At 63.6% G+C, this 21,106-nt stretch carries 16 protein-coding genes and 2 tRNA genes; 8 read left to right on the forward strand and 10 right to left on the reverse strand.

What is annotated here, in order from left to right:
- Window positions 1–4: 4 nt before the first annotated feature.
- Together XW59_RS04730 and XW59_RS04735 are read right to left on the reverse strand one after the other, a co-directional pair.
- Window positions 5–1,123, reverse strand: a complete 1,119-nt coding sequence (locus XW59_RS04730; RefSeq protein WP_047143602.1) for a DegT/DnrJ/EryC1/StrS aminotransferase family protein — start codon at window positions 1,121–1,123, stop codon at window positions 5–7.
- 123 nt (window positions 1,124–1,246) lie between these two features.
- Window positions 1,247–1,321 (reverse strand) — tRNA-Gln (locus XW59_RS04735).
- Window positions 1,322–1,583: 262 nt separating this feature from the next.
- Here XW59_RS04735 and cysD point away from each other — a divergent pair.
- The 3 genes from cysD to cysQ are packed head-to-tail and all read left to right on the forward strand — an operon-like array spanning window position 1,584 to window position 5,241.
- A complete protein-coding gene (gene cysD, locus XW59_RS04740; RefSeq protein ID WP_047143603.1) occupies window positions 1,584–2,489 on the forward strand; it encodes a sulfate adenylyltransferase subunit CysD in 906 nt (301 codons plus the stop codon).
- Complete coding sequence (gene cysN, locus XW59_RS04745) at window positions 2,489–4,396, forward strand: sulfate adenylyltransferase subunit CysN (protein ID WP_047143604.1); 1,908 nt, start codon at window positions 2,489–2,491, stop codon at window positions 4,394–4,396. The genes cysD and cysN overlap by 1 nt, the downstream gene beginning before the upstream one ends.
- A 2-nt stretch (window positions 4,397–4,398) precedes the next feature.
- On the forward strand, window positions 4,399–5,241 hold the full coding sequence (gene cysQ, locus XW59_RS04750; protein WP_246665999.1) for a 3'(2'),5'-bisphosphate nucleotidase CysQ: 843 nt from the start codon (window positions 4,399–4,401) through the stop codon (window positions 5,239–5,241).
- Window positions 5,242–5,250: 9 nt separating this feature from the next.
- On the opposite strand, the gene XW59_RS04755 is transcribed toward cysQ, so the two are convergent.
- Window positions 5,251–6,174 (reverse strand): carbohydrate kinase, encoded by a 924-nt coding sequence (locus XW59_RS04755; protein ID WP_047143605.1) that lies wholly within the window; start codon window positions 6,172–6,174, stop codon window positions 5,251–5,253.
- 52 nt (window positions 6,175–6,226) lie between these two features.
- The gene (locus tag XW59_RS04760; RefSeq protein WP_047143891.1) at window positions 6,227–7,441 is read right to left on the reverse strand and encodes an ROK family transcriptional regulator; all 1,215 of its coding nucleotides are present in this window, start codon (window positions 7,439–7,441) and stop codon (window positions 6,227–6,229) included.
- Window positions 7,442–7,709: 268 nt separating this feature from the next.
- On the opposite strand from XW59_RS04760, the gene XW59_RS04765 reads away from it, so the two are divergent.
- The 4 genes from XW59_RS04765 (at window position 7,710) to XW59_RS04780 (ending at window position 12,788) form a co-directional block, all read left to right on the forward strand.
- Window positions 7,710–8,717: a sugar ABC transporter substrate-binding protein gene (locus XW59_RS04765; RefSeq protein WP_047143892.1), complete on the forward strand. Its 1,008-nt coding sequence runs from the start codon at window positions 7,710–7,712 to the stop codon at window positions 8,715–8,717.
- A 198-nt stretch (window positions 8,718–8,915) separates the two neighbouring features.
- On the forward strand, window positions 8,916–9,998 hold the full coding sequence (locus XW59_RS04770) for an ABC transporter permease (RefSeq protein WP_047143606.1): 1,083 nt from the start codon (window positions 8,916–8,918) through the stop codon (window positions 9,996–9,998).
- Window positions 9,995–10,777 (forward strand): ATP-binding cassette domain-containing protein, encoded by a 783-nt coding sequence (locus XW59_RS04775; RefSeq protein ID WP_047143893.1) that lies wholly within the window; start codon window positions 9,995–9,997, stop codon window positions 10,775–10,777. The genes XW59_RS04770 and XW59_RS04775 overlap by 4 nt, the downstream gene beginning before the upstream one ends.
- Before the next feature lie 382 nt (window positions 10,778–11,159).
- Window positions 11,160–12,788 carry an alpha-D-glucose phosphate-specific phosphoglucomutase gene (locus XW59_RS04780; protein ID WP_047143894.1) on the forward strand — a complete coding sequence of 543 codons (1,629 nt, stop codon included), beginning with the start codon at window positions 11,160–11,162 and terminating at the stop codon, window positions 12,786–12,788.
- Window positions 12,789–12,864: 76 nt separating this feature from the next.
- On the opposite strand, the gene XW59_RS04785 is transcribed toward XW59_RS04780, so the two are convergent.
- The 5 genes from XW59_RS04785 to XW59_RS04805 form a co-directional block, all read right to left on the reverse strand.
- The gene (locus XW59_RS04785; protein WP_047143607.1) at window positions 12,865–14,580 is read right to left on the reverse strand and encodes a pilus assembly protein TadG-related protein; all 1,716 of its coding nucleotides are present in this window, start codon (window positions 14,578–14,580) and stop codon (window positions 12,865–12,867) included.
- A gap of 2 nt (window positions 14,581–14,582) precedes the next feature.
- Window positions 14,583–14,999: a TadE/TadG family type IV pilus assembly protein gene (locus XW59_RS04790; RefSeq protein WP_246666000.1), complete on the reverse strand. Its 417-nt coding sequence runs from the start codon at window positions 14,997–14,999 to the stop codon at window positions 14,583–14,585.
- A gap of 189 nt (window positions 15,000–15,188) precedes the next feature.
- Window positions 15,189–16,259, reverse strand: a complete 1,071-nt coding sequence (gene wecB, locus XW59_RS04795) for a UDP-N-acetylglucosamine 2-epimerase (non-hydrolyzing) (protein ID WP_082137402.1) — start codon at window positions 16,257–16,259, stop codon at window positions 15,189–15,191.
- Window positions 16,260–16,476: 217 nt separating this feature from the next.
- Window positions 16,477–16,962, reverse strand: coding sequence for a hypothetical protein (locus tag XW59_RS04800; RefSeq protein WP_047143609.1), 486 nt, complete (start codon window positions 16,960–16,962; stop codon window positions 16,477–16,479).
- 174 nt (window positions 16,963–17,136) lie between these two features.
- Window positions 17,137–17,213 (reverse strand) — tRNA-Pro (locus XW59_RS04805).
- A gap of 181 nt (window positions 17,214–17,394) precedes the next feature.
- On the opposite strand from XW59_RS04805, the gene XW59_RS04810 reads away from it, so the two are divergent.
- Entirely contained in the window at window positions 17,395–19,629 is a 2,235-nt protein-coding gene (locus tag XW59_RS04810; protein ID WP_047143610.1) for an AGE family epimerase/isomerase, read from the forward strand.
- Here XW59_RS04810 and betB read toward each other — a convergent pair.
- Window positions 19,623–21,086 (reverse strand): betaine-aldehyde dehydrogenase, encoded by a 1,464-nt coding sequence (gene betB, locus XW59_RS04815; protein WP_047143611.1) that lies wholly within the window; start codon window positions 21,084–21,086, stop codon window positions 19,623–19,625. The genes XW59_RS04810 and betB overlap by 7 nt on opposite strands.
- Between the last annotated feature and the right edge of the window lie 20 nt (window positions 21,087–21,106).

Genomic DNA, 21,106 nt, shown 5'->3' on the forward strand with positions numbered 1-21,106 from the left:
CCGCTCAGGACGAGAAGAAGGCGCCTATCGTTGCAATGATGCGGTCCTGGTCCTCGTTCGACAGATAGGGATGCATCGGCAGGCAGAGGATTCGCGACGGCAGGGTTTCGGACACCGGCAACCCGCCGGGCGCGACCTGGTAGTCGCGATAGGCGACCTGCTGATGCAGCGGCTTCACATAGTAGATCACCGTCGGAATGCCGGCCGCCTGCAGATGGGCCTTCAACTCGTCGCGACGCGGCGTCTCGATCGCGTATTGCGCCCAGGCCGAACGGCTGCCGGCGGGGATCTGCGGGACCTTGACCCATTCGCGAAGCCCTTCGCTGTAGCGCTTGGCCACCGCCTGCCGCTTCTCCATCTCGTCTTCGAGGATGGCGAGCTTCTCGATCAGGATTGCTGCCTGCAGCGTGTCGAGCCTGGAGTTCAGGCCGACATGGATGTTGTCGTACTGGGTCTCGCCCTTGCCGTGGAAGGCGAAGGAGCGCAGCTTCTCGGCCAGTTCGTCGTCATTGGTGAACATCGCGCCGCCGTCGCCGTAGCATCCGAGCGGCTTCGCCGGGTAGAAGCTGGTCGAGCCGATATGGCCGAGCGCGCCGCACATGCGGTTGCCAAGCGTGCCGCCGATCGCCTGAGCGGCGTCCTCGATCACGATCAGGCCGTGACGCTCGGCGATCTCCATGACCTTCGGATAGTCGGCTGCGAGACCGAACAGGTCGACCGGGATGATCGCCTTCGGCGTCAGCCTGCCTTCGCGCTTGACCATCTCGATCGCGGCTTCGAGCTGGGCGATGTCGATATTGTAGGTGTCGGCATCGACGTCGATGAACACGGGCTCCGCCTTGGTGAGGGCGACCACTTCGGCTGTCGCGGCGAAGGTGAAGCTCGGGCAGAAGACGGCGTCTCCGGGGCCGATGCCGTGAGCCATCAGCGGCAGCAGCAGCGCGTCGGTGCCGTTTGCGCAGCCGATGACATGCTTGACGCCGACATAGCGGGCGAGCGCCTGCTCGAATTCCCCGACCTCGGGCCCGAGAATGTAGCGGCCTTCCTCGAAGACCTTGTCCATCGCGGCCTTCAGCCGGTCACGAATGCGCTCGCGTTGTGCGCCCAGATCGATGAATTGCATGGTTACCTTTTGTCGTTGGCCAGAGGCTGCGCGTGTGGGTCACGCTGTAGCAGATACGCTTGCGGATCGAAAGCGGCTAGGTCCTAGGACAGTCCATCGACTGGCGCAACTTTTCCATGGGTCTGGCTGGGGCGCCTGGATTCGAACCAGGGAATGGCGGTACCAAAAACCGCTGCCTTACCGCTTGGCTACGCCCCAATATGAGCGGTGCAGTGCATATAACGTGACGTCGCTGCCGTCCAGAGCCAACTTGCCTGCAATTGCTGCCGGGCGACGGAAAATGCGCGGCGTGGAACAAAATTCGCTCCAGCCTTGTCGAGGCGAAAAGCCGGTCCGCCCGCGGGGAGATATTTGGTTTTCCTCAACTCGCGATGCATCGCTCCATATGGGATTCATGCTTGCGCAGGGGCCGTTTCCAACCGCCGGACCGGCTGTCCGTCGAATTCGAAGGTAAACTTCAATGCTTGCGAAGCTCTCTCACCTCGATCGTCTCGAGGCTGAGGCTATCCACATCTTCCGGGAAGTGGCGGCGACTTTCTCCAGACCGGCCATGCTCTATTCGGTCGGCAAGGATTCATCCGTCCTGATGCACCTGGCGATGAAGGCCTTCTATCCGGCCAAGCCGCCTTTTCCGTTCCTGCACGTCGACACGACCTGGAAGTTCCGCGAGATGATCGAATTTCGCGATCGCATGGCCGCGAAGCTCGGTTTCGACCTGCTCGTTCACGTCAATCAGGACGGCGTGGAACGCGACATCAATCCGTTCGACCACGGCTCGAACGTCCATACCAGCATCATGAAGACGGAAGCGCTGCGTCAGGCGCTCGACAAATATGGCTTCGACGCAGCCTTCGGCGGCGCGCGGCGCGACGAGGAGAAGTCGCGGGCCAAGGAACGCATTTTCTCCTTCCGCAACGCGCGACATGCCTGGGATCCGAAGAACCAGCGCCCGGAGATGTGGAAGATCTACAATACGAGGGTCAGCCAGGGTGAATCGATCCGCGTGTTTCCGCTGTCGAACTGGACCGAGCTCGACATCTGGCAATACATCATGCAGGAAAACATACCCATCGTGCCGCTTTACTTTGCCAAGCGCCGTCCTGTGGTGGAGCGCGACGGCATGCTCATCATGGTCGATGACGAGCGCATGCAGCTTCGAGAGGACGAGGAGATCGAGGATCGCCTCGTCCGTTTCCGCACGCTCGGCTGCTATCCGCTCACCGGCGCCATCGAATCCGGCGCGGACACGCTGGAGGCGATCGTCGCCGAAATGCTGACCGCGAGGACCTCCGAACGACAGGGTCGCCTCATCGACAAGGACGAGTCCGGATCGATGGAGAAGAAGAAGCGGGAAGGGTATTTCTGATGCTGCACGATTTGAAGGCGGTCCGCGCCTCCTCGACCGACATCAGCAGCTACCTTCTGGAACAGGAGCAGAAATCGATGCTCCGCTTTCTGACGTGCGGCTCCGTGGACGACGGGAAATCCACGTTAATCGGCCGGCTCCTCTACGACACCAAGCTGATCTTCGAGGATCAACTCGCCGCTTTGGAGCGCGATTCGCGAAAGCACGGCACGAACGGCAGCGACATCGACTTCGCGCTGCTGGTGGACGGGCTCGAGGCGGAACGCGAGCAGGGCATCACCATCGACGTCGCCTACCGCTTCTTCGCCACGCCGAAGCGCAAGTTCATCGTCGCCGACACGCCGGGCCACGAGCAATACACGCGCAACATGGCGACCGGGGCTTCCACCGCCGATCTCGCGATCGTGCTGGTCGACGCGCGCAAGGGGATTCTGCCGCAGACGCGCCGGCATTCCTTCATCGCCTCGCTGCTCGGCATCAGGCACATCCTGCTGGCCGTCAACAAGATCGACCTGGTGGACTACGATCAGACGGTATTCGAGAGCATCGCGCGGGATTTCCTTTCCTTCGCCGGTTCTCTCGGCTTCGCCACGGTGGTTCCGATCCCGGTTTCGGCGCGCTACGGCGAGAATGTGATCACGCTGTCGGAAAACATGCCATGGTATGCGGGCCCGACGATGATCGAGCATCTGGAGACGGTGCCGGTCGATACGGACGTTCTTCACAAACCCTTTCGGCTTCCGGTGCAGTATGTGAACCGCCCCAATCTCGACTTTCGCGGCTTCGCCGGCACGATCGCGGCCGGCCGCGTCGCGGTCGGCGACGAGGTGGTGGCGGCGAAATCGGGAAGGTCGTCGCGGGTCAAGCGCATCGTCACGGCCAATGGCGACATCCCGTCCGCTCGCGAAGGACAAGCCGTCACCGTGGTGCTGGAGGATGAGATCGAGGTATCGCGCGGCAATATTCTGGTAGCGCCGGATGCCCGCCCGCAGGTCGCCGATCAGTTCGCCGCCAATCTCGTGTGGTTCGACGAGCATCCGTTGATGCCTGGGCGCTCCTACATCCTGCGCACCGAAACGGACCAGGCGCACGCGAGGGTCACGGAACTGAAGCACCGCGTCAACATCAACAATTTCGCGCATGAGGCCGCCAAGTCGCTGGAGCTCAACGAGGTCGGCGTCTGCAACATCTCGGTGCAATCGCCCGTCGCCTTCGACAATTTCGCCGACAATCGCCAGACCGGCGCCTTCGTCCTCATCGACCGGGTGACCAACGCGACCGTTGGCGCGGGCATGATCCTTCATCCGCTGCGCCGCGCCGCCAACATCCACTGGCAGGCGCTCGACGTGAACAAGGGCGCGCGCGCCGAGCTGAAGCATCAGAAGCCGGCGGTGCTCTGGTTCACCGGGCTGTCGGGATCGGGCAAATCCACCATCGCGAATCTTCTCGAAAGGAAGCTGCACGCGGTAGGCCGCCACACCTATATCCTCGATGGCGACAACGTGCGTCACGGCCTCAATCGCGATCTCGGCTTCACCGAAGAGGATCGCGTGGAGAACATCCGCCGCGTCGGCGAGGTGGCGCGTCTGATGGTCGATGCCGGCCTGATCGTGCTCGTCTCATTCATCTCGCCGTTCCGGGCCGAGCGGCAGATGGCCCGCGAGCTTCTGGGCGAGGGCGAATTCGTCGAGATCTTCGTCGACACGCCTTTCGAGGAATGTGCGCGGCGCGACCCGAAAGGGCTTTACGAACGCGCGCTCAAGGGCGAGATAAGGAACTTCACCGGGGTCGACTCGCCCTATGAAGCGCCCGAGAATGCCGACGTGCACCTGGAGACTGCCGGCAGATCGGCCGAGGAATTGGCGGACCTCCTGGAAGGCTGGCTGCACGAGCGAGGCTATATCTGAGAATGACTGACGGCGAAACGCCGCCGATCGCAGAAGAGACGCAAGCCCGGGACGCCGCGATGCTCGCGGTGCTGGAGCCGCTCGCGCTCGCGGCCGGTCGGCGCATCATGGAGATTTTCAACGCAGGCGTCGTCGTGGAGGCGAAGCCTGACTTCTCGCCGGTGACGCAAGCCGATCGCGATGCTGAAGCGATCATCCTGAAAGGCCTGAGGGAGAATTTTCCGGACATTCCGATCATCGCCGAGGAAGAGGCGGCGGAAGGGCGGCTTCCGACCGATGTCGGGCGCAGCTTCTTCCTTGTCGATCCGCTCGACGGCACCCGCGAATTCGTGAGGGGGAACAGCGATTTCACCGTGAATATCGCACTGGTGCGAGACTGTGTTCCGGTGGTCGGCATCGTTTATGCGCCGGCACGAAATCTTCTCTATGCCGGACGGCCGGGCTTTGCCGAGGAAATCGCGACCACTGCATCGCACGAGGCGTCCGCGCGCCGCCGCATCGCCGTACGCGAGTGCGGCGAGACGCTGACGATCGTTGCGAGTCGCTCGCACCGGACGCCGGAGACCGACGACTACATCGCGCGCTACGGCGCCGCCGATATCGTTTCCGTGGGCTCGTCGCTCAAATTCTGCATGCTGGCCGCGGGCGCCGCCGATCTCTATCCGAGGTTCGGGCGCACCATGCAGTGGGATACGGCGGCGGGCGACGCGGTGCTGCGTGCGGCCGGCGGCGCGATGCGCACGGTCGACGGCGAAATCTTCCGCTACGGCAGCGGCGTGGTGGAGGGCGACGCCCCCTTCGCCAATCCGAATTTCATCGCGGAGGGCAGGCTCGGCGGCAGATAGTTGCGCCGCTCAGCCGAGCTCGTGCTTCCAAGGAGGATTGGCGCCGGCGCGCGAGACGGTGACGGCGGCGACCCTCACCGCGAATTCCAGCGCCGTGCGCAGATCACCCTCGCAAAGCGCCGCGATCGCCGATTTGGTGATCAGGCCTGTCTGGTGCAGTGAGCTAAGCAGACCCGCGCTGAACGTGTCGCCCGCGCCGACCGTGTCTGCGACCGCAACACTGGGCGCGGAAACGCGCACCGAGCCGTGTTTCGTGTAGCCCGTCGCGCCCTGGCTTCCGCGCGTGAGCACCAGCAGCTTCGGCCCCATCGCCAGCCAGCGTTCGGCGATCTCGTCCTGCGAGCCGGTTTCGTCGAACCAGACGAGGTCTTCGTCCGAAAGCTTTACGATGTCGGCCATGGCGATCATCCTCAGCATGCGTCGGCGATGCGCCTCCTTGTCGGTGATGAAGGCGGCGCGGATGTTGGGATCGAGCATGGTGACGCGGGATCCGTGCTCGCGTCGCATCAGTGCTTCGTAGGCGGAACCGCAGGGCTCGGAAACGAGGCTGATGCAACTGAAATGCAGTGCTTCCACCTCTGTGCCGATGTCAGGCAGGTCGGCCTCGGTGAGCATGCGGCCGGCACTGTTCTCGTCGTAGAAGGTGTAGGCGGCGTGGCCGTCATTGAGATGGACGAAGGCGAGCGTCGTCGGGCGCGCGGAATAGCTGACGTGGCGAAGGTCGACATTGCTCTGCGTCAAGGCGTCGGTGAGCTGCTTGCCGAAAAGGTCGGTGGAGATGCCGGAGAAGAACGCGACAGGTGCCCCGAGCCGGCCGAGCGCGATTGCCGTGTTGAACACCGCGCCGCCGACATAGGGCGCGAATGCTCGCTCCCCAACCGTCGTCTCGCGTGGCAGCATGTCGATCAGCGCTTCGCCGCAGCAAAGGATCATGGGTTCTCCATAAGTGTTCCTGCATCGCCGAAGCGGTGCCAGTAGCTCTCGTTCAGATGTTCTTCATCGCGGCACCGGAGCCGATCAGGAACCGGTCCGACAAGGGCAAGCTGGCGCCGCCGAGCGCGCGCGCGTGGATGCCGACGGTTCCTTCCTTGACGATCGGCGGCTTCAGACCTTCCGAATCGAGCCTGGCGAGCCTGCCGCTTGTCGTCTCCACCAGCCGTTTGCGGACGGAGAGCGGCATCCAGCCCTCGATGATCGCCGCCTCGAAATCCACGACCGCCGATGCCGACAGGATCGCGTGGGCGAGGGCGGATGACGCTTCGTCGATCCATTTGTCCAACGGCTTGCCGATCTCTCCCCATTCCTCGGGCGAGGACCACAGTTTCCCGGTCTCCAGCCCTTGCCCGGCAAGCGTGGCTTCCAAAACGGTGATCGAGGCGATGTCGATGAGCTGCCTGACCCCGCCGCCCGGCGCTGGAACGGGCATCGAACCCAATGCGCCGGCATTTCCGGTTGCGCCGCCATAGAGGCCGCGGTTGAGCACGATGCCGCCACCGACGAAGGCGCCGATGTAGAAATAGAGGAAGTCGCGATGCGCGCCCGACGTGCCGAAGACGAGCTCCGCCCCGCAGGCCGACGTCGCGTCGTTCTGCAGATAGACGGGGAAGGGGCAGCGCGCCGTGATCTCGGCGGCAATGTCGGTGTCGCGCCAGCGATCCATCACCTCCCGCGGCGCGCCGCTGGCGTCTGCCCAGTTCCAGAGTTCGAAGGGGATGGCGATGCCGAGCCCTGCGATGCGCGCATTCTGTTCAGGCGTCAGGCTTTCGCTTATCCTCTCGATGCCTTCGAGCACGAAATCTATGGTTCCCGAAGGCGTGGGGTAGGCGTAGGCGTTGTGGCGCATCGAACGCAGCTTTCCCAGGAAATCGAGAAGCACGAGCTCGGAACTGCGCCGGCCGACCTTCAATCCCAGAAAGAAGGCACCGTCCGGATTGAGCGACATGGGGACCGATGGCTGGCCGATCCTGCCGCGCACGGGCTCGCCGCGCAGAAGCAGGCCCTCGGCCTCCAATTCGCGCATGATCACCGAGACGGTCTGCGCGGAAAGCCCGGTCATCCGCGAAATCTCTATCTTGGAAAGTCCGCCGTGAATGCGCACGAGCGAAAGCACGAGGCGCTCGTTGTAGTCGCGCATCCCGCTCTGGTTGGTTCCACGGTGATATGGGTGATCGACCCGCACCGCTGCGTCGTTTCTTGTCATGCCCGGCACCCCGAGAACGACGGCATCCGCCGCCCCGGCCTCCTCATGGCGCATTCGCGAAGCCAGCACAATGGGGGCGATGACTGCAGGTGTCAATAATAATTCATAGTGATTTAATTATTGACACCTCGGATTCTTTGGTATCTCCTGACAGCAGGGCGTCCAGGTTGGGTCATGGGCTGGACGTTCGTGTCTGCCTCACCGCCTGCGGTGTGGCCTGTCAACCGGGAGGACTATCGTGACTTATTCCAAACTATTGAAATCGTTCATGCTTGGCGCCGCCGCCGTCTCCGTCGCCGCACTGGCGACGCCTGCCTCGGCGCAGGAGGAAATCGGCGCGTGCCTGATCACGAAGACCGACATCAACCCGTTCTTCGTCAAGATGAAGGAGGGCGCGACCGCCAAGGCTTCCGAGCTTGGCGTGAAGCTTTCGACCTATGCGGGCAAGATCGACGGCGACCACGAGACCCAGGTCCAGGCGATCGAGACCTGCATCGCCTCGGGCGCGAAGGGCATCCTCATCACGGCGTCGGACACCAAGGCGATCGTGCCGGTGGTGAAGAAGGCGCGAGACGCCGGGCTGCTCGTCATCGCCCTCGATACGCCGCTCGAGCCCATCGACGCCGCCGACGCGACCTTCGCCACCGACAATTTCAAGGCTGGCGAGCTGATCGGCCAATGGGCCGCCGCCACGCTGGGCGAAGAGGCGGCGAACGCCAAGATCGGCCTGCTCAATCTCACTCCGAGCGCGCCCTCGGTCGACGTGCTGCGCAACCAGGGTTTCCTGAAGGGCTTCGGCATCGACATCAAGGATGCGAACCTGATCGGCGACGAGGATGATCCGCGCATCGTCGGCCACGACGTCACCAACGGCAATGAGGAGGGCGGCCGCAAGGCCATGGAAAACCTTCTCATGAAGGATGCTGACATCAATGTCGTGCACACCATCAACGAGCCGGCCGCTGCGGGCGCCTACGAGACGCTGAAATCCTTCGGCAAGACGGAGGGGATCGTTCTCGTTTCGGTCGATGGCGGCTGCCCGGGCGTGCAGAACGTCAAGGAAGGCATCATCGGCGCGACCTCGCAGCAATATCCGCTGCAGATGGCGGCCCTCGGCATCGAGGCGATCAAGAAGTTCGCCGACACCGGCGAGGTGCCCAAGCCTACCGAGGGCCTGGATTTCTTCGACACCGGCGTGTCCCTGATCACCGACAAGCCGGTCGACGGGGTGAAATCCGTCGACTCGGCAGCGGGTCTGGAGAAGTGCTGGGGCTGACCGTCGACTTCGGGGCTCCTCCCCCGAAAACGGGAGAGGAGCCGGCACTGCGGCCGTCCGTCGAATTCTCCAGTGAAGCGGGGGAAGGGGCCACGCGAAGCGTGGTGAAGGGGGCGCAAAGCCTTTCAGCCATCGTTTGACGCCATCCGCGATCGGGATCACAATTTCACTGCCGTTCGCCTTTCGGGAGGAAGCGCAATGAGCGAATCCACAGTCAGCAAGCCTGCACGGCAGGATTACGAGCAGGCGCTCGACCAGAGCGATCGCAATGTCGCGGCGTTCGAGGGGCACGAGAAGAACATCTTCGACCGGCTGCAGCACTTCCTGCACGGAAACCCGACGATGGTGCCGGTGATCGTGCTGATCGCCAGCGTGATCGCCTTCGGTTTCGTTGCCGGGTCGAACTTCTTCAGCGCGTTCAATCTTTCCCTCATCATGCAGCAGGTGTCGATCATCGGCATCCTCGCCGCCGCCCAAAGCCTGGTGATCCTCACAGCGGGCATCGATCTGTCGGTGGGCGCGATCATGGTGCTGATGTCGGTGATCATGGGCAGCCTGTCGGTGAAGCTCGGCATTCCGACGCCGCTGGCGATCGCGATCGGCTTTGCCGGCGGCGCCCTGGCCGGCTTTCTGAACGGCTTGTTCGTTACGCGCTTCAAGCTGCCGCCCTTCATCGTCACCCTCGGCACCTGGAACATTTTCTTCGCGCTGACGCTGTGGCTTTCGGGCGCGCAGTCGATCCGTAGCCAGGACATCGACGCGGCCGCGCCGCTCCTGAAGATCTTCGGGGAAAGCTTTCGTGTCGGCAGCGCCCAGTTCACCTACGGCTCGGTTCTGATGGTGCTGATATTCGCGGTACTCTGGTACATGCTGAATCGCACCGCGTGGGGCCGCCACGTCTATGCGATCGGCGACGACAAGGAAGCGGCCGAGCTTTCCGGCATCCGCACGAACCGTACGCTGCTCTCCGTCTACGCTCTCGCCGGGCTCGTCTGCGGGCTGGCCGCCTGGGCATCGATCGGCCGGGTGGGCTCGGTCTCGCCGCAGAGCTTTCAGGAGGCCAATCTCCAGTCGATCACCGCGGTAGTGATCGGCGGCATATCGCTGTTCGGCGGGCGCGGCTCGATCATCGGGCCGCTGGTCGGCGCGCTGATCGTCGGCATCTTCAATTCGGGGCTTCGCCTCGCCGGCGTCGACGTCCTCTGGCAGCTCTTCGCCATTGGCTGGCTCACCATCATCGCCGTCGCAATCGATCAATGGATCAGGAAGCTTTCGTCATGAATTCCGCTCCCATTCTGACCGCACGCGGCATCGTCAAGCGCTACGGTCGCGTCACCGCCCTCGACAATGCCGATTTCGATCTCTATCCGGGCGAGATACTCGCCGTGATCGGCGACAATGGCGCGGGGAAATCCTCGCTCATCAAGGCGATATCCGGGGCGATCCGGCCCGACGAGGGCGAAATCCGGCTCGACGGCGAACCGGTCAACTTCCGCTCGCCGATGGAGGCGCGCGACGCCGGCATCGAGACGGTCTACCAGAACCTCGCGCTTTCGCCCGCGCTGTCGATCGCCGACAACATGTTTCTCGGGCGGGAAATCCGCAAGCCCGGCTTCATGGGCAGGTATTTCAAGCTCCTGGACCGGCCGGCGATGGAAAGGATCGCCCGCCAGAAGCTGTCCGATCTCGGCCTGATGACGATCCAGAACATCAGCCAGGCGGTGGAGACACTCTCCGGCGGTCAGCGTCAGGGCGTCGCTGTGGCGAGGGCGGCCGCCTTCGGGTCGAAAGTCATCATCATGGACGAGCCGACCGCCGCGCTCGGCGTCAAGGAATCGCGGAAGGTGCTGGAACTCATCCTCGACGTGAAGGCGCGGGGAATGCCGATCGTTCTGATCTCGCACAACATGCCGCATGTCTTCGAGGTGGCCGATCGCATCCACGTCCACCGCCTGGGCCGCCGCCTCTGCGTGATCGACCCGAAGGAACATTCGATGTCCGACGCCGTCGCCTTCATGACCGGTGCGAAGAAACCGCCACAGGAAGCGCTGGCGGCGTAACTTTTTGCCGACGGCGCCTTCTTGATCGGCAACACGCCAGCGCCAGTGTGAGAATCGTTGTTCGACGCAGCTTTCGGCGTTTGCAGCATAAAATGACGTTTAAATGACGCATGCGCTCTGCCTGCTTCACGAATAACCGATACCGCGGACATGGTATTTGATGTCGGGTCCGCCGATCTTTCGGTTAAGGTCGCGGCCGGATTCAACGCGCTGGATTCCCGGCATTTTCCTGATTTATGCGGTTTTAAGGATGAAGCAGCTCTTCGCGTGTGGCGCGGTTTGAGCCATGATGGGAACAGGCGAAGTCCGATTGTCGTGGGACGGGGCGCGGGAAGGTTTCCCGCCGCCTCGGCCCTGATTGGAGCTTGAGGAACTTTTCAGAATGATTTCCATCGTCAGCACGACGCCCTTCAACGACCAGAAGCCGGGCACTTCCGGCCTGCGCAAGAAGGTGCCTGTCTTCCAGCAGCCAGGCTATGTGGAGAATTTCATCCAGTCGATCTTCGATTCGGTCGCGGGTTATCGCGGCCAGACGCTGGTGATCGGCGGCGACGGACGCTACTTCAACCGGGAGGCGATCCAGACCGCGATAAAGATGGCGGCTGCGAACGGCTTCGGTCGTGTCATGGTCGGCCGCGGCGGCCTGCTTTCCACGCCGGCAGCCTCGCATCTCATTCGCAAGAACGAGGCATTCGGCGGGCTGGTGCTGTCGGCAAGCCACAATCCCGGCGGACCGGCGGAAGATTTCGGCATCAAGTACAATATCGGGAATGGCGGACCCGCCCCCGAGAAAATCACCGAGGCGATCTATCTCCGAACGCAGGCGATCGACCGCTACGCGATCGCCGATATCGCGGATATCGATCTCGACCGGCTGGGCACCGCGAAGGCCGGCGACATGACGGTGGAGGTCGTCGATCCCGTCGCCGATTATGCGGATCTGATGGAAGCGCTGTTCGACTTCGACGCGATCAGGTCGATGTTCGCGTCCGGGTTCAAAATGGTGTTCGACGCCATGCATGCCGTGACCGGTCCCTATGCAGTGGAAATCCTGGAAAAACGTCTCGGCGCCGAGCCGGGCACGGCGCGCAACGCGGTTCCTCTGCCGGATTTCGGCGGCCACCACCCCGACCCCAATCTGGTCCATGCCCATGATCTCTACGAACTGATGATGTCCGACGGGGCGCCCGATTTCGGCGCGGCTTCGGACGGCGACGGCGACCGCAATCTCATCATCGGCAAGGGGGTATTCGTCACCCCGTCGGATTCGCTGGCGCTCTTGGCGGCGAACGCGCATCTCGCGCCGGGCTACAGGGATGGGTTGAAAGGAATCGCCCGCTCGATGCCGACCAGCGGCGCGGCCGACCGCGTGGCGGAAAGGCTCGGCATCGGCATCTACGAGACGCCGACCGGCTGGAAGTTTTTCGGCAACCTGCTGGATGCGGGTCTCGCCACCATCTGCGGCGAGGAAAGCGCCGGAACCGGCTCCAACCATGTCCGCGAGAAGGACGGGCTCTGGGCGGTGCTGCTCTGGCTCAACATACTGGCCGCGCGCCAGCAAGGCGTGAAGGATATCGTCAGGGAGCATTGGACGACCTACGGGCGCAACTATTATTCGCGCCACGACTATGAGGGCGTCGACGCCAAGGTGGCCGACGATCTCATCGGCGCTCTGCGTGCCAAGCTCGAGAAGCTTCCTGGCACGACGGTCGGGGGGCTGAAGATCGCCGCCGCCGACGATTTCTCCTATACCGATCCCGTCGACGGCTCGATCAGCCGCAACCAGGGCGTCCGTGTCCTCTTCGAGGGCGGCTCGCGCGTCGTGTTCCGCCTGTCGGGAACCGGCACGACCGGGGCGACGATCCGCGTCTATATCGAGCGCTTCGAACCCGATCCCGCGGGACACGGTGCGGAGACACAGGAAGCCCTGCGCGACCTGATCGCCGCGGCCGGCGAGATTGCCGGAATAGCCGAGCGCACCGGCATGAAGGTGCCGAGCGTCATCACCTGACGTGGAGGGATGAAGCGGCCGTTCCTTGCGCGACCGCGGCGATGGTTTTGCGGAGCCGCCGTGGCCGTAGCCGCGCCTACATGACGAGCGTGGAGCGGCTGCAGCTTGCCTCGTGCACGCGGATATCGGCTTCGCCGAGCTTGACCCCCAGCAGCGAGAGCAGGCCGACAACCAAATTGTCGATCGCCGGCGTCAGTGGGGTAATGAGGTTGCCCACCAGTTTGGCCACGTCACCCAGCAGCAGATTGAGTCCAAGGATGTTGACGTCCAGCTTGAGGTTTCCCAGCAACGAAGGGACGAGTGCCCCGGTCAGATTCTTGGTGTGGACCGATTTCACGACGCCTGCGTCGATGTCGGCACGCGTAAACTGGATTTTCGTGGGAGAGATGTTTGCTATCTCCGCATGGGCCTTGCTGGTGACGGTGACGAGGCCAAGGACGTTCAGTATGCGGCCGGGGTCCTTCGGCACCGGACGACCGAAATCCTTCAGACGGTTGCGGTCGATGTCGGCGACATAGAGATCGACTACGCCCGGGCGTCCGCTGATATTGACCCTGATGCTCTCGGGCCGGCCGGTCGGGCAGGTGATCGAATCCAGTTGCGCTTCGGCGAAGGCGAGTTCGACATAGATCGGCAGGCGCACCAGCCCGCCGAGAAGCCCGCCGACCTCGACCAGTATCCAAAGCCGTGTCTGAGCCGTCCTGACGATCTCTCCGCCCTTGCCGACGGCGAAGGGCTTCGAATGCTGCGGCGGTTCGCCGATCGCGAGATCGACCGTGACGTCGGCGACGCCGGGGAGCGCTACGCCGAGATCGAGCTTGATCTGGTTTTTGCCCCCGGTCATCAGGCTGGTCGTGAGGAATTCCATGATGTTGAGCTTGGCCGACAGCTCCTTGATTTCAGCCGAGATCGGCAGCAGGGCCATATCGCCGAGATCGAGCGAGTTCTCGAGCCTCACCTTCTCCCTGCTGCCGCTGGCGGCATTGGCGAGGCGGCCGAGCGCCGCTTTGGCGGTTCCGCTGAGGCCCTCGGTATTGGCGAGGCTGCGGGACAACTGACCGATGGCGATGTCGGTCTTCAGCAGCGTGTCGTAGGTGCCCGCGGTGAGATTGATGTCGGTCGCCAGAACCTTCAGGAAGCTCAAAAGGTTGATGTCGGTATTGAGGAGCGCGTTGTAATCCATCACGCTCAGGGAAACCTTGGAGCCGAGAAGGGCGCTCAGAAGCGCATTCGCGATGCCGCCGTCAAGCGAGGCGAGCCTAGAGCCGATGCTGAAGGCGGCATAGCTCGACGTGCTCGCGACTGCCGAAGCGACAATGTCGGGAGGAGGCATCAGCGCGCCGGCAAAATACCGGTTTCCCTTCAGGGTGTAGACGACCTTCACCGCGTTGGGGGATTGTGTGGTGGCCCGGAACCGCTGCGACGGCGGAAGCTGTATGTTTCTCGAATAAACGCCCGGGATGACCGACATCTGCCCGGACAGACTGCTTTCGGAGAATTTCACGCTGCCGTCGGAGCCTGCCTGCACGATCGTCAGGCCGCGGATGCCGTTGTCCGTCATCGTGAGGAGCGCTGCTTCCTGCGCCTTGCCGATATTGGCGGCGGCGGAGATCGCGGCGAGATCGACGAGCGATTGTGCCTCCCGCTTCTGCAGATGGAGCGAGCCAATGTCGACGGCGAAGGCGGCGAGCGTCAGCGCTACCGGCGCCATGATCGCCGTCATGGTCGCGAAGCTGCCCTGCCGGTCGCCGAAGAAGCGGCGGAAGCCGTGTGGAAGCCAATTGCCTGACATGTTCACAGCCCTCCGATACGGATGGTCGAACGACGGGAAATAGTCATTTCCGGCTTGGGCAGCGCCTCGAACAGGCCCCAGATGGGAAGCCCGCTGGCGTCGTATCGGATCTCGACGAGGAAGCGGCTGCCGCCCTCGGTCTCGGAGACGTTGAAATTTACCTTGGCCGGATTGATGAGGACGTATTGTCCGGCATTCTGCTGGACGAAGCGGCTGACGATGTCGCGCCGGTCGGCGTCGTCGATGCCGGAGACGGCGAGCCTCGCCGCGTCGGCGGCGATCTGCTGCACCGAGTGGGCGGCGCCGAAATAGAGCCCGTAGGCGGTCATGCCCAACAAGAGCATCAGATAAAGGGGGCTGAGGATAGCAAACTCGATGGCTGCGGTACCGGTGCGATCACCGAGCAGAAGATACGACAACGAACGATATGGACGATGCGTTCTCATAGGTGTAATGACAACACATACAACTTAAAAGAGTTTAAACATTATACTTGGCACTTTATGGGTGCATGTAAATCCTAAGTATTCCCCGACTGAAACTTCGCATACTTCGGAGCTGCGTTTCTGAATCGAAAAAAGAACGATCCGGATCGAAAACTTAAGGAATCAGCCGGAGACCACCCGCGCGAGGATACGTTGCGCGGTACGCCCGTCGCCGAACGGGTTCGGGATCGCGGCCACCGCTTTTCGATTGGTGGGGCTGTCGAGAAAATGCGCGGCTTTCTCCAGGATGAGCTCGCGGCTCGTTCCGACCAGCTGGCCGATGCCGGCCTCGATGACCTCGGGGCGCTCGGTCGATTCACGCAGGATCAGCACCGGAACGCCGAAGGAGGGCGCTTCTTCCTGGATGCCGCCGGAATCCGATATGACGAGATAGGACCGGCGAAGGAGGTCGATCAGGGCTGGATATTCGAGGGGTTCGACGAGATGGAAATTGTCGATGTGGCCGAGAATCTCGTGCGCCGGCTGCAAGACGTTCGGGTTGCGATGCACCGGATAGATGAAATCGAAGGCCGGATAAAAGCGGGCGAGATCGGCAAGCGCCGAGAAGGATTGGCGCATCGGTTCGCCGAAGCTCTCGCGGCGATGCGCCGTAACGAGGATGATCGGGCGCTCCGGCATGTGGACTGGGCCGAGACGCTGCGATGTCCATTGCAGGGCGTCGACCACCGTGTTGCCGACCTCGTCGATGCTGCCGGATACCCGCTCGTTGGCGAGTAGCCTCGCCTGCCGGGCGGTGGGCGCGAAATGCCAGGTGGCGAGGCGCGAGATGAGCTGCCGGTTCGCTTCCTCGGGGAAGGGGGACCGGATGTCGCCGGTGCGCAGACCGGCCTCGACATGCCCGACGGGAATCTTCAGGTGAAAGGCCGCCAGCGCGCCGGCGAGCGCGGTCGACGTGTCGCCCTGCACGAGCACCGCGTCGGGCTTTTCTTTTTCGAGGAGCTCGCCCAGGGCGACCATGGCGCGGGCGAGAAGGTCCTGCGGGGTCTGCCCCTGCTTCATCAGCGCGAGATCCCGGTCGGGGCGGATGCCGAACCAGTCGAGGATCGGCGCGACCATCTCCCGGTGCTGGCCGGTGGAGACGATGAGGGGTTCGGCCACGCGGCGCGCCTCGTGCACGATGGGCGCCATCTTGATGGCCTCGGGCCGCGTTCCGAATATGATCGCGATCTTCAAGTGGGGCACCCCGCCGGTTCAAGTCTTTCGCCGTGGTAGTCGCCCTTCGCGGAGGCGTCAATTGCGCGCAAAGGCGCGTTCCGGGGCGCCGGCCTATGCCCTATGGAGCCCCGACTGCTCCGAAAGGCCGCCGAGCTCGGCTTACCTGCACTTACCTACTTAGGTACGGGACACCCGCATGCGGAAAGCGGCTTAATCCAAATGGATAGCCGCCCGCTCAGATCTCGAAAGACCAGAACAGGCAAGCGAGCGTGGCGGCGACGAAGACGATGAAGAAGACGGTGCGCATCAGCACGTTTCGTCTGAGCTCGTTCAGCGTCAGGTGCGCGCCGACGGTCGCGGCGACAAAAAGGAAACGCCAGTCTAAGAGCGCCCACAGCGCATCGGATTGGCCGAACGCCCAGCGGGCGGCGAGCCACCCGACGATACTCGCGAAAAGCACGACCACGGTCCAGAACAGCACGTCCGTCGCATTGGCGAGGACGAAGCTTGCAGCCCGAAGCGGCAGGAACATCAAGAGCGCGGCCGAGACGAAGTAGAGCGCGGCGAGCGGCATGAAGACGGATGCGTCGGCGATCCCGTCGAGCCGCCTGACGCCGACCGCGCCGAACGGATAGCCGTGCCTCGCCACCGCCAGGCTCAAGGCGGTCAGCAGCGCGGTGAGCGCCGCAACGAGCAGGAAAGTGGTGATGGCTCTGGACATGGCGCTCGCCTCCGAATCGTTCTGTCGAGATGTAGCCGACGCGCGTAAATCGAGCGTGAATTGCCGCGCCGCGGAACCGCCGATATTGCGAGGTGATGTAGCCGGCGACTTCGGCTGGCGCGAAACGGCGCTGAACCTGAGGAGTTTTGGAAGGCCCGGGAAGCCTTGGAATTCTGGTCGGAGTGGCAGGATTTGAACCTGCGACCCCCTCGTCCCGAACGAGGTGCGCTACCAGGCTGCGCTACACTCCGTGACCAGTCGGGCGGGCTTATAGCCGCCGCTTCGCCATCCCGCAAGTGCGATTGAGCGGCTTCGCCGGTTTCTGAAGAAGAATATTTACCGTGGCGCGTTCGCGCGCCTGCAATCGGCGCTTGCAAGAGCGCCGGAATTGGGGCGAGATAGGATCGTGGGTGAAGCGGGGGCTAAGCCGACATGGTTGGGAGGATTGCCGTCTTCGTGATGAGCGGCGGCGCGGGCGCACGCCTCTGGCCGCTCTCGCGCCAGGATTGCCCGAAGCAGTTCCACGAACTGTTTTCGGGCGGCGCCCTGCTGGCTGCAACCTTGAGGCGAATGACACGCCGCCCTGCCGGCGCGGTCGACATCTGCGTGATTGCGGCGGAACGCCATGCCGGCAAGGTCGAGGCTGAATTCAAGGATGCGGGAATCGAAGGCGGAACGCTGATCCTCGAGCCGTCTGCGCGCGACACGGCCGCGGCGGTCGCTGTCGCCGCCATCCACGCGGAGAAGATCTTCGGTGACGCTCCCGTGCTGGTCGTGCCTTCCGACCATGAGATCGCAGATGCCGTGGCCTTCTGGGAAACGGTGGAGGAGGGGATCGAAGAGGCGGGGAAAGGCCGTATCGTACTCTTCGGAGCAGCACCGTCGCGCGCCGAAACGGCTTACGGCTATATCGAGACCTCCGGCCCTGCCGATTCCGCTCATGTGGTTACGGGTTTCGTCGAAAAGCCGGATGTCGCAACCGCATCGGGCTTTCTCGAACGCGGCCGCCATTTCTGGAACACGGGCATCTTCCTGTTTCGACCGGGCACGATGCGGAGGGCCTTCCTCGCGCATCAGCTGGCGATCTGGGAGGGCGCCTGCCAAGCCCATCAAAACGCCACCGCCATCGGCGGCGGCATTCGGTTGGCTCCGGAAGCCTATGCCGGCCTGCCCTCGGTCTCGGTGGACCGAGGGGTGATAGAGAAGGCGGACAATCTCGCGATGGTGCCGATACGGTTTTCCTGGAGCGATCTCGGTTCGTGGGGAGCTCTTCGCGAGGCGGGGGCGAAGGACGCACAGGGAAACGTGACGATCGGCGACGTCGTGTCGGTGGACTGCCGCGGCTCCTATTTGCGCGGCCAGGGCAGGCTGGTCTCGGCGGTCGGGCTCGAGGACATGGCGGTGGTGGCGACCGAGGATGCCGTCTTCGTGGCACCCATCGCGCATGCGCAGAAGGTGACCATGATCGTCGACGAACTGGAGCGAAGGGGCCGCGCCGAGGCGAGGTTCACGCCTTTCCCGAAATGCCAGGCCGAGCCGGGCGCTTTTCGCGAGCGGGTACGCCATTGGCTGTTCGAGCAGGCGCTGCCTCGCTGGGCGCATGAGGGAGTGGACCGCGACTTCGGTGGCTTTCACGAGGCGCTGAATTTCGACGGCGCGCCGGTTCCGCTGCCGAAGCGGATGCGCACCACGGCGCGGCAGATCTATTCCTTCGCGCTTGCCGCCACGCATGGATGGGCGGGGCCGGCGAGCGAAATAATTTCGCAGGGGCTGGAGTTTGCGACGAGACGCGGGCGTCGGCCAGGCGGCGGTTGGGCAAGGACGCTGAGGGCCGACGGAACGGTGCTCGATGCAACGGAAGACGCCTATGACCATGCCTGCATGCTGCTCGCGCTTGCGCAGGCGCATCTGGCCGGCCATCCGGATGCCTTGGCGTTGGGCGGGAAAACTTTCGACTTCATGACGGAACGTTTCGGAGCGGGACGGGAGGCCCGGCTCCCAACAGGGACCGATGCGGAAATCCGCGCCAGCAATGCGCAGATGCACATGCTGGAGGCGTTCCTGGCTTGGCACCGCGCCACCAGCGACGCGACGGCGCTCGATCAGGCGGCGTTGATCGTCGAGCTCTTCGAAACCCGGCTGTACGATACGGAGACGCTGACGGTGGGCGAGTTCTTCGACACCGATTGGCTGCCGTTGCCGGGGGACGAAGGTGAGTGGACGGAGCCGGGCCATCATTTCGAATGGTCGTCCCTGCTTGTCGAGTTCGCCACGAGAACCGGCCGCGCCAGCCTCGATGGCTTGGCGAAGAAGGTGGAGATGGTTGCGCGTCAGCAGGGGCTTAACCCGCTGAACGACCTCGCCTACGGCGCGGTATCGCGGCATGGACGACCGTTCGTGCCCATCTCGCGGTCATGGCCGCAATGCGAGGCGATAAAGGCGGCGATAGCAATGGATCGCGCCGGCTTCCCCCAGTTCGAACGCAGGATAGAAACGCGCGTGGCGCGGCTGTTTCGTTGGCACCTCGATCCCGCGCCGCCGGGCATGTGGATCGACCGGCTGGACGAGAAGGGACGTGTCTGCGCGCCCAACGCGCCGGCAAGCATCCTCTATCACCTAGTCGGCGCGATGACCGGCTATCTCGATCACACGAGGCCGGCTCAGTAGGGGCTTTCGACGTTCCCCGTCTCGACATAGACCGACTTGACCTGCGAGTAGTGGGCGAGCGCCTCGAGCGCGTTCTCGCGGCCGATGCCGGATTGCTTGTAGCCGCCGAAGGGCATTTCTACGGGCGTGAGATTGTAGGCGTTGATCCAGCAGGTGCCGGCCTGCAACTCGCCGATCACGCGATGCGCGCGCGGCAGATCCCGTGTGAAGACGCCGGCTGCAAGGCCGAATTCGGTCGCGTTGGCGCGCTCGATCACTTCGTCCTCGCTGTCGAAGGAAAGCACGCTCATCACCGGCCCGAAAATTTCCTCCCGGGCGATGCGCATCCCGTCCCTCACGCCGGTGAAGACGGTGGGTTCGACGAAAAAGCCATCCTCGAAGCCTTGCAGGGACGGTGCTCCGCCGCCGCAGGCGAGCGTGGCGCCTTCCTGTCTGCCGGTTTCAATGTATGCGGCGACCTTCTCGTGTTGCGCCTTGTTGATGAGCGGTCCCATCTGCGTATCGGGATCGAGCGGGTCGCCGATGCGGATATTCTTCGTCCGCTCGACCAGGCGGTCGATGAAACGGTCGTGCAGGCCCTTGTGGACGAAGACGCGCGTGCCGTTGGAGCAGACCTGGCCGGTGGAATAGAAATTACCGAGCATTGCGCCGCCGATCGCATTTTCGAGATCGGCGTCCTCGAAGACGATGAGAGGCGACTTTCCGCCAAGCTCCATCGTCGCATGCTTCATCCTGGAGCCGGCGAGCGACAGCACCTTGCGGCCGGTCGGCACCGAACCGGTCACGGAAACCTTGGCCACGACGTCATGCTCGACGAGGGCGGCTCCGACGTCGCCATAGCCTTGCACGACGTTGAAGAGCCCGTCGGGAAGGCCCGCTTCGGTATAAATCTCGGCCAGCGCCAGGGCGGAAAGCGGCGTGTTTTCCGATGGCTTGAACACCATGGCATTGCCCATGGCGAGCGCCGGAGCCGACTTCCAGCCGGCGATCTGAATAGGGTAGTTCCATGCCCCGATGCCCACGCACACGCCGAGTGCTTCGCGCCGCGTATAAGCGAAGGGGCCGCCGAGTTCGATGAATTCGCCATTGTAGGCTGCCACCGCACCGCCGAAATATTCGAGACAGTCCGCGGCGGAAGGCGCATCGGCGACCAGTGTTTCCTGTATCGCCTTGCCCGTGTCCAGCGTTTCCAGCCGGCCGAGCTCCTCGTTGCGGACGCGCAGAATGTCGGCGGCGCGACGCAGGATGCGGCCGCGCTCGACCGGTTTCATCCGTGCCCATGCGACTTGTGCCGCGCGCGCCGCCTCGACCGCCAGTTCGACGACATTGGGGGTCGCCGAGTGCAGCGTCGCGATCGTCTCGCCGGTCGCCGGATAGATGACCTGAATGGCCGCGCCCTGTTCGTCTTCCACGAACCGGCCGTTGATGTAGTGGGAGGCTTTCGGCTGGGCTTTCATGGGGTTCTCCCTGGTGACGC

It is taken from the genome of Aquamicrobium sp. LC103 (genome assembly GCF_001014615.2).
In the GTDB taxonomy this organism is placed as follows: domain Bacteria; phylum Pseudomonadota; class Alphaproteobacteria; order Rhizobiales; family Rhizobiaceae; genus LBCQ02.

Excerpts from the sequence above, each read along its gene's own strand:
- XW59_RS04730 (WP_047143602.1), bottom strand. The coding sequence starts at position 1,123 with ATGCAATTCATCGATCTGGGCGCACAACGCGAGCGCATTCGTGACCGG.
- cysD (WP_047143603.1), top strand. The coding sequence starts at position 1,584 with ATGCTTGCGAAGCTCTCTCACCTCGATCGTCTCGAGGCTGAGGCTATC.
- cysN (WP_047143604.1), top strand. The coding sequence starts at position 2,489 with ATGCTGCACGATTTGAAGGCGGTCCGCGCCTCCTCGACCGACATCAGC.
- cysQ (WP_246665999.1), top strand. The coding sequence starts at position 4,399 with ATGACTGACGGCGAAACGCCGCCGATCGCAGAAGAGACGCAAGCCCGG.
- XW59_RS04755 (WP_047143605.1), bottom strand. The coding sequence starts at position 6,174 with ATGATCCTTTGCTGCGGCGAAGCGCTGATCGACATGCTGCCACGCGAG.
- XW59_RS04760 (WP_047143891.1), bottom strand. The coding sequence starts at position 7,441 with ATGACAAGAAACGACGCAGCGGTGCGGGTCGATCACCCATATCACCGT.
- XW59_RS04765 (WP_047143892.1), top strand. The coding sequence starts at position 7,710 with ATGCTTGGCGCCGCCGCCGTCTCCGTCGCCGCACTGGCGACGCCTGCC.
- XW59_RS04770 (WP_047143606.1), top strand. The coding sequence starts at position 8,916 with ATGAGCGAATCCACAGTCAGCAAGCCTGCACGGCAGGATTACGAGCAG.
- XW59_RS04775 (WP_047143893.1), top strand. The coding sequence starts at position 9,995 with ATGAATTCCGCTCCCATTCTGACCGCACGCGGCATCGTCAAGCGCTAC.
- XW59_RS04780 (WP_047143894.1), top strand. The coding sequence starts at position 11,160 with ATGATTTCCATCGTCAGCACGACGCCCTTCAACGACCAGAAGCCGGGC.
- XW59_RS04785 (WP_047143607.1), bottom strand. The coding sequence starts at position 14,580 with ATGTCAGGCAATTGGCTTCCACACGGCTTCCGCCGCTTCTTCGGCGAC.
- XW59_RS04800 (WP_047143609.1), bottom strand. The coding sequence starts at position 16,962 with ATGTCCAGAGCCATCACCACTTTCCTGCTCGTTGCGGCGCTCACCGCG.
- XW59_RS04810 (WP_047143610.1), top strand. The coding sequence starts at position 17,395 with ATGGTTGGGAGGATTGCCGTCTTCGTGATGAGCGGCGGCGCGGGCGCA.
- betB (WP_047143611.1), bottom strand. The coding sequence starts at position 21,086 with ATGAAAGCCCAGCCGAAAGCCTCCCACTACATCAACGGCCGGTTCGTG.